Annotated in this window: 20 protein-coding genes and 2 tRNA genes; 15 read left to right on the top strand and 7 right to left on the bottom strand. The window is 33.6% G+C overall.

The annotated features are described in order from the left end of the window. The first annotated feature begins 376 nt into the window (after positions 1–376). Together NEH75_RS05275 and NEH75_RS05270 are read left to right on the top strand one after the other, a co-directional pair. Entirely contained in the window at positions 377–1,045 is a 669-nt protein-coding gene (locus NEH75_RS05275; protein ID WP_055241118.1) for a potassium channel family protein, read from the top strand. 372 nt (positions 1,046–1,417) lie between these two features. Continuing rightward, positions 1,418–2,032: a hypothetical protein gene (locus NEH75_RS05270; protein ID WP_055241116.1), complete on the top strand. Its 615-nt coding sequence runs from the start codon at positions 1,418–1,420 to the stop codon at positions 2,030–2,032. A gap of 96 nt (positions 2,033–2,128) precedes the next feature. Here NEH75_RS05270 and rnjA read toward each other — a convergent pair whose 3' ends face one another. Next, positions 2,129–3,823, bottom strand: a complete 1,695-nt coding sequence (gene rnjA / locus NEH75_RS05265; RefSeq protein ID WP_055241114.1) for a ribonuclease J1 — start codon at positions 3,821–3,823, stop codon at positions 2,129–2,131. A gap of 323 nt (positions 3,824–4,146) precedes the next feature. On the opposite strand from rnjA, the gene NEH75_RS05260 reads away from it, so the two are divergent. Next, the gene (locus NEH75_RS05260) at positions 4,147–4,917 is read left to right on the top strand and encodes a Cof-type HAD-IIB family hydrolase (RefSeq protein ID WP_055241112.1); all 771 of its coding nucleotides are present in this window, start codon (positions 4,147–4,149) and stop codon (positions 4,915–4,917) included. Between the two features lie 35 nt (positions 4,918–4,952). Next, positions 4,953–6,290: a tetratricopeptide repeat protein gene (locus NEH75_RS05255; protein WP_055241110.1), complete on the top strand. Its 1,338-nt coding sequence runs from the start codon at positions 4,953–4,955 to the stop codon at positions 6,288–6,290. 29 nt (positions 6,291–6,319) lie between these two features. Here the strand turns inward: NEH75_RS05255 and def are convergent, their stop codons facing one another. The 6 genes from def to NEH75_RS05225 all read right to left on the bottom strand — a co-directional run bounded on the left by def (position 6,320) and on the right by NEH75_RS05225 (position 8,476). Then, positions 6,320–6,874, bottom strand: coding sequence for a peptide deformylase (gene def / locus NEH75_RS05250; protein WP_055304985.1), 555 nt, complete (start codon positions 6,872–6,874; stop codon positions 6,320–6,322). 159 nt (positions 6,875–7,033) lie between these two features. Continuing rightward, entirely contained in the window at positions 7,034–7,129 is a 96-nt protein-coding gene (locus NEH75_RS05245) for a YjcZ family sporulation protein (RefSeq protein WP_082411225.1), read from the bottom strand. 96 nt (positions 7,130–7,225) lie between these two features. Beyond that, complete coding sequence (locus NEH75_RS05240) at positions 7,226–7,441, bottom strand: hypothetical protein (protein ID WP_055304983.1); 216 nt, start codon at positions 7,439–7,441, stop codon at positions 7,226–7,228. Between the two features lie 144 nt (positions 7,442–7,585). Continuing rightward, a complete protein-coding gene (locus NEH75_RS05235; protein ID WP_055241103.1) occupies positions 7,586–7,780 on the bottom strand; it encodes a sporulation protein YjcZ in 195 nt (64 codons plus the stop codon). 172 nt (positions 7,781–7,952) lie between these two features. Further along, the gene (yjcZ, locus tag NEH75_RS13560) at positions 7,953–8,147 is read right to left on the bottom strand and encodes a sporulation protein YjcZ (RefSeq protein WP_055241101.1); all 195 of its coding nucleotides are present in this window, start codon (positions 8,145–8,147) and stop codon (positions 7,953–7,955) included. Positions 8,148–8,260: 113 nt separating this feature from the next. Then, on the bottom strand, positions 8,261–8,476 hold the full coding sequence (locus NEH75_RS05225; protein ID WP_055304981.1) for a YjcZ family sporulation protein: 216 nt from the start codon (positions 8,474–8,476) through the stop codon (positions 8,261–8,263). A 169-nt stretch (positions 8,477–8,645) separates the two neighbouring features. Here NEH75_RS05225 and NEH75_RS05220 point away from each other — a divergent pair, with 169 nt between their 5' ends. From NEH75_RS05220 to NEH75_RS05170, 11 genes are all read left to right on the top strand, one after another. Then, positions 8,646–9,926, top strand: a complete 1,281-nt coding sequence (locus NEH75_RS05220; protein ID WP_055304979.1) for an FtsW/RodA/SpoVE family cell cycle protein — start codon at positions 8,646–8,648, stop codon at positions 9,924–9,926. A 152-nt stretch (positions 9,927–10,078) separates the two neighbouring features. Continuing rightward, entirely contained in the window at positions 10,079–10,543 is a 465-nt protein-coding gene (gene ylbD / locus NEH75_RS05215) for a spore coat protein YlbD (protein WP_055276400.1), read from the top strand. Between the two features lie 11 nt (positions 10,544–10,554). After that, positions 10,555–10,776 carry a YlbE-like family protein gene (locus tag NEH75_RS05210; protein WP_055241093.1) on the top strand — a complete coding sequence of 74 codons (222 nt, stop codon included), beginning with the start codon at positions 10,555–10,557 and terminating at the stop codon, positions 10,774–10,776. 201 nt (positions 10,777–10,977) lie between these two features. After that, a complete protein-coding gene (locus tag NEH75_RS05205) occupies positions 10,978–12,015 on the top strand; it encodes an IS1595 family transposase (protein ID WP_055304977.1) in 1,038 nt (345 codons plus the stop codon). Between the two features lie 91 nt (positions 12,016–12,106). Next, a complete protein-coding gene (locus NEH75_RS05200) occupies positions 12,107–12,742 on the top strand; it encodes a hypothetical protein (RefSeq protein WP_055304975.1) in 636 nt (211 codons plus the stop codon). 213 nt (positions 12,743–12,955) lie between these two features. Further along, positions 12,956–13,357 carry a YlbF family regulator gene (locus tag NEH75_RS05195; protein ID WP_055241091.1) on the top strand — a complete coding sequence of 134 codons (402 nt, stop codon included), beginning with the start codon at positions 12,956–12,958 and terminating at the stop codon, positions 13,355–13,357. 19 nt (positions 13,358–13,376) lie between these two features. Further along, positions 13,377–13,598, top strand: a complete 222-nt coding sequence (locus NEH75_RS05190) for a DUF2129 domain-containing protein (protein ID WP_055241088.1) — start codon at positions 13,377–13,379, stop codon at positions 13,596–13,598. A gap of 120 nt (positions 13,599–13,718) precedes the next feature. Beyond that, positions 13,719–13,988: a 30S ribosomal protein S16 gene (rpsP, locus tag NEH75_RS05185; RefSeq protein WP_237252827.1), complete on the top strand. Its 270-nt coding sequence runs from the start codon at positions 13,719–13,721 to the stop codon at positions 13,986–13,988. 14 nt (positions 13,989–14,002) lie between these two features. Next, a complete protein-coding gene (locus tag NEH75_RS05180) occupies positions 14,003–14,245 on the top strand; it encodes a KH domain-containing protein (protein WP_238580575.1) in 243 nt (80 codons plus the stop codon). A 180-nt stretch (positions 14,246–14,425) separates the two neighbouring features. Beyond that, positions 14,426–14,502, top strand: a tRNA-Arg gene (locus tag NEH75_RS05175). A 79-nt stretch (positions 14,503–14,581) separates the two neighbouring features. Further along, positions 14,582–14,658 (top strand) — tRNA-Arg (locus NEH75_RS05170). Positions 14,659–14,741 lie beyond the last annotated feature (83 nt).

The following is a 14,741-nucleotide window of genomic DNA, read 5'->3' as shown; positions in this document are numbered from 1 at the left end:
TTAAGCACTTTGATTTCATTCACATAGATTGTAGTATAAATCATGTAAGAAAAATAATAATCTATCTCTTTGTTATCTCAATCAGTGATCTACGGTTAAATCAATGATAAACTAAAAGATAGGTAACTAATCGCCAATTGGCACATATAGTTGAGAGTAAAAGGTGATGATTAGTTTGAAAAAGTGAGCTTGATTAAAGATACTATTTATGCTGCTGATTTAAAACACGCACAAAAACTCTACAATAATAGCATAGAAAAATTCGTCTAATCATGTTAAAATAATCTAGAATATAAAAAATTGATCCGTGGTGATCAAAATAAATCGTCGACCTTCAAGTGAAAAAGGGACGACCAATAATAAAGAGGGATTTTTTATGGACAAGAAAGATACAACATTTGCCGTCATTGGGTGTGGACAATTTGGTGGGAGTGTCGTTGAAGAATTAGCTCGTCAAGGAGCAGACGTCTTAGCGATTGATTGTAATGAAGAAGTGATTAAAAAATATGTTAACATTGCAACACAAGCCATTATTTTAGATTCAACAGATGAGGAAGCATTAAGAAGTATCGGAATTCGTAATATTGACCACGTGATTGTGGGAATTGGGCAAAATATTCAAGCAAGTATCTTAACAGTTTTACTGCTAAAAGAAATTGGTGTGAATAAAGTAACCGTAAAAGTTGTGAATGATTATCATAAAAAAGTAATTTTAAAAATTGGAGCTGACTCAGTCATTCAACCAGAAAAAGATACAGGAAAACGTCTAGCACATCAAATGTTATCCGACTTTGTTTTAGATTATTTAGTGCTATCAGATACCTATAGTATCGTTGAATTACTAGCAGCGGGACCTATCATTGGTCAAACCTTAATTGATTTAAATATTCCTCAACGTTTTGGTATCAACATTGCTGCTATTAAACGTAACTATAACATCGTCGTTCCACAAGCGAACACAGAAATTAAAGAAGGCGATGTCTTATTAGTCATTGGAGAAAATAAAGATATCAGTGAATTTGATCACTGGCTTTTGCATAGCTAAAAGAGTTCATTTATGGACTCTTTTTTTACTCTCTATGTTAAAACACAAACAAGTGATTAATTGATATTATTGTGGATCAATTTAATCGAAGAAAAACATAATAGAGCCTTTAATTAAAGCAATTGTTCATTGCACCCGCTACTAATTTATCCTTTTTAGTTAATCAACAACTCATCCATTCATTTGATAGCGCACATTAGTTCATCTTCTTCTAATCTAGGAGCATTTAAAGTTTATCAAAATTATGAATATGGTGTGGAAAAAAAGTGAAAAATATATACTGTACACAAAAAAATAAAGAACTAACAAGCAGATTATGATATACTAACTTCATTATCAAAATTAGTTTCAAGATTCAAGCGAGGGATAGATATGACATTCAAAAAAGTAGGCTTAATGGTTTCAGCATTACTTGTCACAGTAGGATTAGCTGGGTGTGGAGCAGCCAATTTACCAGAAGGTGACGTTAAAATCGTGAATCAAGAAGTATCAGGAGTTATTGGATTATTATTAGAGTCAGCAGATTATGGACCAAACCAAAGTACTGTTGCATCCATGCTTTTACCAACTGGATCATCTTATGACATTAACATGACAGTTGAACAATATGAAAATGGTGAATTAGTCAATACGATTGATATTCCGACGTATACAACAGAAACAATGGAGAAAAACTCAATTGTTCATATGATCTTAAACATCGGACAAGGTGATGTAAAATCAATTTTCTCTATTGCGGAAGTCGATAAAGAAAAAACAACAAACGATAAAAATCCAGAATATAAAGCAGTAAAAACAGATGCACCGGCTATCAACTTTGAAAACCGTGTGGCTATTGAACAATATGGTGGAGCATTAAATCAAGATGTTGTTTTAGCAGCTTATACAACAGGTGGATCAGCTGCCATTAATCTCGAGACATATCAAGATGAGGTGGCAAACTACAATACAGTATCTGTTGTTAAGGCCAATATTACTCAAAAATAAAACAAAAGCGTTGCTATTTTTAGCAACGCTTTTTCTGTTAAAGCTACTTAAAAAACGAAAGAAAAAAGCTCTCACCGAAAGATGAGAGCCTAATGATTAAATCTCCATAATGATTGGTAAAATCATTGGACGACGTTGTGTTTTATTAAATAAGAATGGTGAAACCACATCACAAATCGCTGACTTTAATTCCTCAGTTGAGAAATGTTTTGAAGATTGTAATTTATGTAAAACAACTTCGCGAACAGCAATCTCCGTATTTTTAATTAAATCTTCAGATTCTTTCATATAAACGAATCCACGAGAAACGACATTTGGTCCGTTTAATAAACGTTTTTCAGAGCGTTTAATTGAAACCGCTACAATAACAAGACCATCTTCTGATAAAATTTTACGATCACGGATAATTTCAGTTCCGACATCTCCTAAACCACTATTATCAGTATAAACCGTTCCTGATGGAACACGGCCTGCCAAGCGAGCACCATGTTGATTAAACGCTAAGACTTCACCATTATTCATCACGAAGCAATTCTCTTCAGGAACACCACATTGCATTCCAAGTTGAGCATGGACACTTAACATACGATATTCCCCGTGAATTGGTAAGAAGTATTTTGGACGCATTAAGCTTAACATTAATTTTAACTCTTCTTGTCCTGCATGACCTGATGTATGAATATCCGTTAATGGGCTATGAGTAATAACTTCAGCTCCAGCACGGTATAACGCGTTAATCGTACGACCAACACTTAAAGCATTTCCTGGAATTGGTGAAGATGAGAAAATCACTGTATCACCTGGAATAATTTGAATTTGACGATGTGTTCCATTCGCAATACGAGAAAGTGCAGCTAAAGGCTCCCCTTGAGAACCAGTACATAAAATTGTGACTTCCTCTTGTGGTAAATGCTTAATTTCATTAGCTGAGATAAACGTATCTTCTGGGCAATGAATATAACCATATTCTAAACCGATTTTAATTGTGGCTTCCATACTACGACCGAAAATGGCAATTTTACGATTCGTAGCCACACAAGCCTCAACAATCTGTTGAACACGGTGAACGTTTGATGCAAAGGTCGCAATAATAATACGCCCTTTAATCTTTTTAAACGTATCTCCTAAATTCTCTCCAACACGACGTTCAGAAATCGTGAAAATTGGTAATTCACTATTCGTACTATCTGATAAAAGACATAGGACACCTTCTTCACCTAAACGTGCCATTTTAGCATAATCTGCTGGTGGTCCGATTGGGGTAAAGTCGAATTTAAAATCTCCTGTATGAACGATGGTTCCATGAGGTGTTTTAATCGCAATCCCGTAAGAATCTGGAATACTATGATTCGTGCGGAAGAATTCAAATGTAAAGTGTTTTGATTTAATGACCGTTTCAGAATTAAACTCAACAATGTTGGCTTGACGCAATAATTTACGTTCTTCTAATTTATTTTTAATAAGTCCGATTGCTAATTTACCAGCATAAATTTTAGGAAGTTTTAATTGACGTAATAAAAATGGGATCCCACCGATATGATCTTCATGACCATGAGTAATAAATAAACCGACAATTTTATCTTGATTATCAATTAAATATTGATAATCTGGAATCACGTAATCGACTCCTAATAAATAATCTTCAGGGAACTTGATTCCCGCATCAATAATACAAATTTCATCTTTGTACTGAACACAGTACATATTTTTCCCAACTTCACCTAAACCACCAAGTGCGAAAATTGCCACATCATTTGGCTTAAAGTGAGAGCTCTTTTTACGTTGACTCATAGTACACGCCCTCTCATTAAATGTAATTGTTATTTCTTCAAAAAAATTAATCCATTTTTACGCAAATTAATAGTTCCCTAAAACGTCTCTGGTCCTTAACTTAGTTTGGACATCCTGCTAACATTATAACACGAGATTCATAAAAGGTCGAAAAAATAATCTTCAAATCAAAATCTTATTAAAGTCTACAACCAACATTACTTATTATACCATTACATCGGGTCAATATAACAGATTAGGACTTGAAATTATGTAATAAATTTACTATGATGAATGAAACAGTACAAAATTTTGACATACTAACATGAAGGATGTGAGATAAGATGAAGAAAAGTTTAATTTTATTTGATATCGATGGTACACTCTTACAAAGTGACATCAATCAAATTCCAGTGAGCACGATTGAGGCCATCCAAAAATTAAAAGAAGCGGGACATGAATTAGCCGTTGCTACAGGACGTGCTTTATTTTTAGTAGACGAACGTATTAGACAGTTACCGTTTAGTACATTTGTGACGGCCAATGGACAACATATTACACATCATGGGGAAGTCGTTTATGAAAATGCCATTCCAACTGAAGTTGTTGAAAATTTAATTCAAGAAGCAAATAAATTAGAGATGGTCATTGGATTATTATCAGCCACTCGATCAACTGTCACAGGAATGAATGATGATGTGATTGAATCGTTTAAACGGGTTTCAATGCCATTACCCGAAATCATTGAAAACATTCATCAGAAAGAGGCTATTCTTCAAGCATGGTACTTCTCAGATGATTTCAAGCATCTACCTGAAACATTCAAAAACGACCTTCGTTTCGTTCCTTGGTTAAGTTTTGGAGCTGATATTGTGCCACTAAATGGATCAAAAGCTGAAGGAATTAAACAATTAATCAACCATTTATCAGAGAAGCCAGAACAAATCATTGCTTTTGGCGATGGTCATAACGACATCGAAATGTTACAACTAGCTGACATCGGAGTAGCGATGGGAAATGCAAGCGATGAAGTTAAAGCGCATGCTGACTTTGTCACAAAAAGAATCGATGAAAATGGAATCTATTATGCCTGTGAAACACTAGGTTTATTTTAATACTATATAATAAGGAAAGAAGAGGGCAATTCATCATGAGTGAACCGACGCCATTAGAATACATTGAACAACTATTAGACGAACAACGCTTTGATGAAGCAGAATCCCTGCTTCTCGAGCAACTCGATCGTCAAACAAACCTAGCCGCTGTCTATAATGCGTTAGCCATTATTTCTATTGAATCGTATCAAGATTACAGACGAGCAGAGAAGTATTATCGTCAAGCGATTACCTATCATGAAGATTCACCGACGCTATATTTTAATCTAGCAATTTTATATGAACAATTTTTAAATCAGCCGTTAGAGGCCATCACATGTTATGAAAAAGCGATTGACCTCGACCCGAAGTATGTAGATGCCTATCTCAATTTAGCTGAACTTTGCATTGATTTAAATGATGATGTTGAACTAGCTTTTAAATGTAGCGAAAAAGTAGAGGAGCTTGAGCCCGATCATGCACGTAACTTAAATAACTTAGGCTGTCTTTATATTAAATATAAGCAAGATGCAGAAACTGCTATTCCATACTTTGAAAAATCAGTGAGCTTATCAACGAATCCCGCTACAGCACTGGCCAACTTAGCGGATGCTTACGTTCGTGCTGATCGATTTGATGACGCGAAAGAAGCGTATGAGGAATCACTTCGATTAGAGCCAGACAATACACTCGTTTGTCATAACTATGCCCATATTTTAAGACATCATTTCAAAGCTTATGAAGAAGCTATTGAATATTATCGACAAGCGATTAAACTCGATCCATACTCTTTAGTTTCTTATCATGGGTTACGCTCGTTATATGCCCATGACTTACACGATCCAAAGAGTGGGGTAGAAGTCCTGATTTCAGCCTTACCTTATTTTAAAAATGAAGAAGGGCTTGTATTAGAAATCGCCAATATCTATGATTTTGAATTAGATAACCATAAACAAGCTGTTCACTACTATGAACGCGTCTTAGAGATTAACCCGAATAACCTTTTAGCGCTAAATGCACTCGCTTATTTAAATGTAGAAATTTTTAAAAATTATTTAGCGGCTTTAGATTACTATCTTCGCGTGTTAGAAATTGATGATCAAACACCAAGTACTTATGTGAATATTGGCCATCTTTACTTCTATCACTTATCAGACTATAAATCTGCTAAATTGTATTACTTAAAAGCAGACGCCTTGATTGAAAAACGAGGAACCCCAGTGAAATATGCCGGTGAATTATATTATAACCTGGGGGTAATTTATGAAAATTACTTAGCAGATGACTATCATGCGATGGAGGCTTATGAAAAAGCAGTCTCATATGGAAAAGATAAAAATGCTGAGAAAAAACTAATGACATTATACGTAAAGAAACCACAACGTGTACATTAAAAAAGACCGATTTAAGATCGGTCTTTTTTTTAGAATTCTAATGGTTTTGCATTTGGGATTGGTGCTAAAGGTTGATCTTGATTAATACGATCAATGAATAAATGACCATTTAAGTGATCAATTTCATGTTGGAAGACAATTGACACATAATCACGTAAACGGAATTTAATTAGTTGACCTTTCGCATTATACCCTTGAATAGTGATGCGGCGGTAACGAGGAACTAATCCTTCAACCTCGCGGTCAACAGATAAACATCCTTCACCCATTGGTAAATAAGTCATTTCTTCTGAGTAGCTAACGATTTTAGGATTAGCTAATGCTAATGAATAAAGTTTTCCTTTTTCATCTTCTGTATGCACAGCAATAATACGCTTATCTAAGTTTAACTGAGGTGCTGCTAAACCAACACTTTCACGTAATTGATACTTTTCAGCAATCTCAGGTGTTTGACTGTTAATAATAAATTGTAGCATGTCATTCATTAATTTAACATCTTCTTTGCTTAACGGGATTGGTACTTCAGTAGCTACTTTTGCTAATGTTGGATGTCCCTCGCGAATAATGTCTTTCATAGTGATCATTAAGAACCCTCCATTCTAACTTAGTTTCTATTATAACAAACAAATAGTTATTTGGCTAATGGGACAAAAAAGGAAATTAAAATAAAACAAAAGAGGTGCCGAAACACCTCTTATTTATCATAATTAATTATCTTTTCCCTTACTCACACTATTAAGAAATTAACGGCAGCAGCAGCATCCGATAATAACAAGTAAAATAAAGAGAACTAGGAAAAATGCACATCCATTACCAAAATTATTTTCTCCACAGCACATTTTACATACCTCCTTGTTTGTACACCTAATATATAATACGCTGTTTGATTAATTTCGTTCATCATTTCTAATGAATTAGAATGATTCATTTATGAATTAATAGCCACAACCGCATCCGCCGCAACCACAGCCACCACATCCGAAGCCACATCCGCAACCACAGAGGATGATTAGAATAAAGAGAACTAAAATGAAAGCACAGCAACATCCACCGAAACCGCAACCTCCACTACATCCTCCTCCATATCCTGCAACTGGTACGACAGGTACGCAAGGTTGAGCACAGCCATAACCTACTCCATTGTAATACATGAGTAATTCCTCCTTTTTATTTAGGGCTCACTATATCATACGTAAGAGGAAGTAAAAGGTTAGTGCAAACTAAATCATTCAAATAAAAATGATTAAACGGACCAAGTCACTACATGCCCCTCTAAAAGAGGGAGGGGCACTTAATTAGCACCCACAACCACAGTTGTTATTAAATCCATCGCAACCTCCGCCGTTGAAGCATCCACAACCACAGATGATCGCTAACAAGATGAATAACACTAAGATGAAGGCAAATCCGCCACAACCTCTACCACAGTTATTTAACACTGGTGCTACTGGAGCACAAGGTGCATAGCAATTATATCCATAATTATACATATATATTCTCCTTTCATTCTGTTGACTTCAAGATATCATACGCAAAAATGTCGACAGTGGTTAATAAATTTTAGGAAAAAGACATATTTTTAATCATTGATAAAAATAAAAAGGCTCTCGGAAGAGAGCCTTTACCCCACTATATGTCATTTAACTCAGTGAATTGGATGGATTAGCATCCACAACCGCATCCGCCGTTTCCGCAACCTCCACCGAATCCAAATCCACCACAGCTACAAATGATTGCTAATAAGATGAATAATACTAAGATGAAAGCGAAACCGCAACCTCCGCCATATCCAGCACCTCCACCATAGTTAACTCCAGAATAGCAAGGTGTATAGCAGTTATATCCATAATTATACATTTAAATTTCCTCCTTTAGATGATTACCTCAATATATCATACGTAATACGCTCAAAATGGTTAATATTTTTTATTAATCATTTTTGACGATTCAATCAGTTTACAAAGGATGATTTAGAATCCAAAACCGCAGCCAGTATTGTTTCCACCGAATCCACCACAACATCCGATGATCGCTAATAGAATGAATAATACGAGGATAAGAGCAAAATTGTGACCTCTTCCATTAGTAGTAGGTACTTGATAAGCAACAGGTGCATATCCACCATAACCATATCCACCAATATATCCTCCGTAGTTATAGTTACATCCTGTTCCGTAATTGTACATCATTTATCCCTCCTTCATTCCTGATTACACTGTATTATACGCTCGAATTCAAAGTTGGTTCATGCTAAATACCTAATTGTTGTCGAAAGATAAAGTTTTTTTAAAGCCCTAATCGTGATAGAATATTATTACAGCATATGTAGTTATTTACATTAGGAGGAGAGGTTGGATGAATTTTAAAAAAAATAGAATTAAAAAAAAGCCACTTCAAATATTAAAGGATTATAGTACTGATTTCTTTGAACGTATAAAGGGAATAGATCGAATCACCTTAATTCTAGTCGCCATCTTATTTGGAATAGGTCTAATCATGGTATATAGTATTACGAGTATTTCTATCTATAACGGAGTAAAGGGCGATCCCTCTAATTTATTTATAAAAACATTAATCATGGGGATTGCAGGAATAATAGCAATGTTATGTGTTATAGCAATTCCATATCGTACTTTGAAAAGGTTAAGTCCATTAGCTGTTATTGGTTGTCCGTTTCTTTTAGTTATAACCCTTTTATTTGCAAGAGGATCTGAAAGCTCCGAAGTAAGGAGTTGGTTTCGAATTGGATCCTTCAAGTTACAACCTGCAGAATTTGTAAAGATTGGTATGATCATGGCAGTCGCTTGGTTAGTAGATTATCGTGTGAGAAAAGGAACCTATTATTTAAAAACGTGTAAAGGGATTAATTGGTCTATTACTTGGCAAAGCTTTATTTTTGTCATCTGTTACATTGGATTATGTACTGGTTTAGTCTTAATTCAACCAGATTTCGGATCAGCTCTTATTATTGGATTTATAGGCCTGATTATGTTTTTATCGACAGGAGTTAAATGGAAAGCGTTTAAACCTATCTTTTACTTCGGAGTATGTTTATTAGTAATAGGATTTATCATCATGTCAAAAGTATTTCCTTATCAATTAGAGCGTTTTGCTGTCTGGAAAGATCCATTTAATCATGCTAAAGGGTTCCAAAATGTCATGGGATATACAGCGATTGCTTTAGGTGGAATGACCGGCGTAGGGGTTGGAAATAGTACACAGAAATATGGTTATGTGTTAGAACCTCACAATGATATGATCTCAACGATCTTAGCAGAAGAATTAGGGGTATGGATGATTTTAGTCGTTATGGTCATTTATTTTTTCATTGCCATGCGTTGCTTCTTCACAGCTATCAAGTGTAAAGAGCTCTACGGCTCAATTGCAAGTATTGGTATTGGAGCTATTTTCTTAGTACAACCCCTTATTAACTTAGGTGGAGCAAGTGGAGCATTTCCATTAACTGGGGTAACCTTGCCATTTATTAGTTATGGAGGTTCCAGTTTAGTTTCTCTTTTCATAGGAATCGGTATTTACCTGAATATTTCAATGGAAAGAGCTGCTAAAGAAAAAAAATTAAAAGAGAAAAAGCAACACGATTTAAAAATGAAAGTTGTTCCTTTTCCTAAAGCTTAAATATCTTAATTGCCTTAGTCACAGACTAAGGCTTTTTTCATATGATAATGGTAAGAGGAGGCGATTGTTCTTAAGAATAATCAAATTATAGTCACTTAATAATTGTTAAACTATATATAATATAGTGACTAAGTGTAGCGAGGTGAAATAAAGTGGACAGTCAATTAGATGAATTTAAACAATTCGTGCGTAAATATCCAGGATTAAAATATGATGTTCGAAATGGAAAAGCTACATGGCAATCAATCTATGAAGAATGGTATCTATACGGCGAAGAAGATAGCCAGTGGGAAAAATACAAAGAAGTTCCGAATGAATCTAGTAACTCGACAACGCCAGCTACGAATAATAATAGTAACAACGCAAAAACAAACACCGAAACAAAATCATCCGGTAATAGTACGATGACCGGTGCAGAGATGATGACACAGGCTTTTCAATATCTTCAAAAAATGGATATGAATAAAGTTCAACAAACAATGGGCACCGTTCAAAAATTTATACAAATCTTCCAGTCATTACAAGGTGGTAACAGTGGAGGAGCTGGTGCATCTTTAGGCGCAGCAGCAAGTCAAAGACAATCATTCCCTGGATTATTTTCAAAGTTTGATGATTAGGAGATGAAGATATGGATATTATGTATCAGATTGTAAATAATATTGAACAACGAGACTATATTCGAATGTATCCGTTATGGTATAAGGAGTTAAATCGTAATCCGGAGAGATATCAAGAATTTGTGAATGAGATTGAAACAATAAAAAAACAATCTCAACCAACTAGGCTTCAAAAATTTGAAAAACAACTTAATTTTGCACAATTTATGTTGAAAATGATTAATAATAAATAGATATTTAGGAAATTCCAGCAACACATTTGGGACGAGGATAAGGGAAGCAAAGTATACAAAAAACGTCTAATTTTTAATTAGACGTTTTTTGTATAGGCTTTGTTTTAGAAGAGTGTTGATATTTTACACAAAATTTGTATAAATGAACCCTTAATTATCCATTATAATAGTGATAGAACAAATGTTTGAGGAGTTTAATTCATGTCAAAGTCACTAATTGTAGCACTTTTACATCGGGTAGCAACCGTTGATTTACCAGAAATATTAGTTGAAGTTGAAAAAAGAATCTTTAAATCAGATTTATCTAAACTTCAAACCGAAATTCAAGAAACCAGATACTCATCAGGGCAATATAAATGCCCTTTTTGTCATGATGACCATATCGTAAAGAATGGTAAATTCAAAGGAAATCAACGTTATCTTTGTCGTAACTGTGGTAAATCTTTTAGTCAACAAACGCAAACACCCACTTCTTATTCAAAGAAAGAAACAAAAGTATGGATTGATTATATTGAATGTATGATTAAAGGATACAGTTTGCGCCAATGTGCTTGGCACTGTAATATCAACATCGCTACTGCTTTCTTTTGGCGACATAAAATTTTAGATGCTCTCAGTTCATTTATGGGAACAGGAGAGGTTGACGGATTAGTTGAAGCAGATGAGTGTTATCTTCGTTATAGCTATAAAGGAAACCACTCTAAAAGCAAACGATTTACAATGCCAAGACCCTCACGTAAACGTGGTGGAGAATCTGTTGGTAAACGTGGATTATCAAATGAGCAAGTTTGTATTGGAACAGCATTAGATAGAACAGGTAATATTTTAATTGGTATGCTTGGAACAGGACGAGTAAAATATGATAATCTAAAACGGTTCTTTGAAGGTCATATTGCACCTCACTCTATTTTGTGTACGGATAGCGCTCATGGATATGGAAAGTTAGCTTCTCAATTAGATTTAGAACATAAAGCCATTCCATCAGGAAAATACAAGAAAGATATTTATCATATCCAACATATCAATGCTTTTCATAGTAATTTTAAAGCTTTCTTACAAAAGTTTAGAGGGGTTTCAACTAAGCATCTAAATAGTTACTTAAAATGGTTCAAGTGGATTGAGCTTTTTAAAGATGAAAAAGAACTTCTGAAAATTCAGAAAGCTTATATTCAATCGCAAGCGACATATGCAGGCACTCTAATTGAAGAAATTCTTTCAAGGAAACCTGTGTTTGTTTAGATTAAAAAGTTAAGAAAATTGTTAATTGTTATTTCATGGTTATTATCGTATACTATTTCTGGATAATAAAATCTTGATAGGGGGGAAAGAAATGACATTAAAAACTACTGCTAATAAAGTATTTTCTTTAATTTTACCGTTATTAGCATCTATACCAACGTTTATCTTCATTTTTAATCTAATATTCCCATCATTAGAAATATTTAAGGTTCCAAGATTATTTCACGGAGAAATAGGAGTTGCTATTATCCTATTCGCTTTTATTCTTTTTAAGTATTTATTTTACTTTGATTTGTATATAATTTCCCCATATTTAAGTTATATCTTTTTTAAATCTTTAAGGAATAAGACTTCGCTACCTCGTAACTTTTGGTTAATAAATATATTTTTTTTGATGCCCCTGTTAATGATTTTTTTGTTTCTGATTATTTTTCAATATCCACTTATTCTCATTGCTATAGAGAATCCTTTTTATAAACTTTTTTACGGCTTACTTTTGTTTTTAATAGGAATTAGCTGTGCAACAAATTTATTTAAAAATAAAAAGTTGCCCATTACTTTCATTTTGATATTTACTATCTTGTATTTTTTAAATGGTTTTACTTACTCATATTTAAAAGAAGTTGAATTTAAATTTATGTACTACTATCTTTATTTTTTATTTTTTGCTGAAATATTTCTTTTTAAGCAATTGAGGAATAAGCCATATCTCCAACGTGATTCTTAGGAAAATAAAAAGAGTTTTTCATTTTATTGAAAGACTCTTTTTTTCTTAAGTTTAATTATCAACATTATTTTAAAACATAGCCTTTGTATAAGTGATTCATTAATTAACATGATTTTTTGTTTTTAGATTTCACATTTAAAAGAGATGATTAGTAAAATACAATTAATTAGTCAATATAATAGGGTTATGATATAATTAAAGACGGTGGTTAAATTGTTAAATAATAGTGAATACATAGAATTATGTGAAGCAATAGGTGATGAAATCTTATCACTTCCAATTTGTCAAACCTATAAAAAACTACAACATGAAATAAACAATAATCTAGAGATTCTTCAATTAATAAACGAATTTGAAAAAGCAAAAGTAAGTTATGCAGATGTAGAAAGATATGGAGGTAAATATCATCCTGACTATAAAGACGTTTCAGAAAGGTTGATTGAGGCGAAATCTAACTTGTTTCAAAATCCTTCTATTAAAGCATTTAAAGCATGTGAGAAAGAGATTCAATCAATTTTAGATGAAATAGCAAAACATATCTCTCAAACAATAGAATTCAAAATTGAAAAGAAGAATAAGGCATGTGGATGTGGTAGCGGGAATTGTTCACGCTAAACTTTAGGAGGAAAAGGAATTGGATCAAAGACGAATTCAAGTTATTGTGTATACAAGAAAATCAAGTGTACAACAGAAATTATCGCAATTTGGGCATGTAGTTTATGTTTCGAAAAAGATGAATTATGTGTGCTTATATATTAATGAAAAACAAAAAGATAGCATTATATCTAAAATTAAAAATCTTCATGGCATTCAGAAAATTGAACTAGGACCTGAGGTTTTAGAAGCAATAAAATAAATTTAAAGGTGTTAAGTAAAAAAACTTGACACTTTTTTTTCATCCTGTTATAATCATAAATGTCGTGTTAAGGGAAAATACTTAACAGTATAAATTTGAATATAATTGGAGGAATATATAATGGTAAAATTACGTTTAACTCGTATGGGTTCTAAGAAAAAACCTTTCTACCGTATCGTAGCATCTAACTCAGTAAGTCCACGTGACGGACGTTTCATCGAAGTAATCGGGACATATAACCCAGTTGCTCAACCAGCTATCGTTTCAATCAACGAAGAATTAGCAATGAAATGGTTACGTAATGGAGCACAACCAACTGATACAGTTCGTGCTTTATTCTCAGCTGAAGGAATTATGACTAAATTCCACAACGAAAAATACTCTAAATAATGATGAAAGCAACGGTGAACTATATTTCATTAATTGAAAACTTGATTCGCCCGCTTATTCAACATCAAGAGGATCTACGTATAAAAGAATTTCCAAGTGAGGCAGAATACATTTTATTTCAAGTCATGGTTAATGAAGAAGATTTAGGACGTGTTATTGGTAAACAAGGAAAGATAGCAAATGCAGTTCGTACAATTGCTTATGCAGCGGGATCTCAACAACATAAAAAGATAAAAATCAATTTTGATTCTTATTAATAGTTACCACTCTAAGAATAATTATCCTTAGAGTGGTTTTTTATTATGAAAATAGTAATAATACATAATAGGTAGTATAAGATTCATAAAAGTGCCAATAATAGATTGAGGAAAAAGCTTTAACAAAATTCAACGACAGTGATAAACTACTAATACAAGTCGATGAGACAAATTAAATAAGCGCCCATAGCTCAATTGGATAGAGCGTTTGACTACGGATCAAAAGGTTAGGAGTTCGACTCCTCTTGGGCGCGCCATAAAAAAAGTTTGAAAAGTGTTTGACAAGGTTCGACAACAGTGATAAACTAATACAAGTCGATGAGACAAATTGAATAAGCGCCCATAGCTCAATTGGATAGAGCGTTTGACTACGGATCAAAAGGTTAGGGGTTCGACTCCTCTTGGGCGCGCCATAAAAAGTTTAAAAAAGTGTTTGACAAGGTTCGACAACAGTGATAAACTAATAAAAGTCGATGAGACAAATTGAATAAGCGAC

It is taken from the genome of Turicibacter sp. T129 (assembly GCF_025594975.1).
Lineage (GTDB): Bacteria > Bacillota_I > Bacilli_A > MOL361 > Turicibacteraceae > Turicibacter > Turicibacter bilis.
Note: the sequence above shows the minus strand (reverse complement) of the source record. Positions and strands in the feature narration are given on the sequence as shown.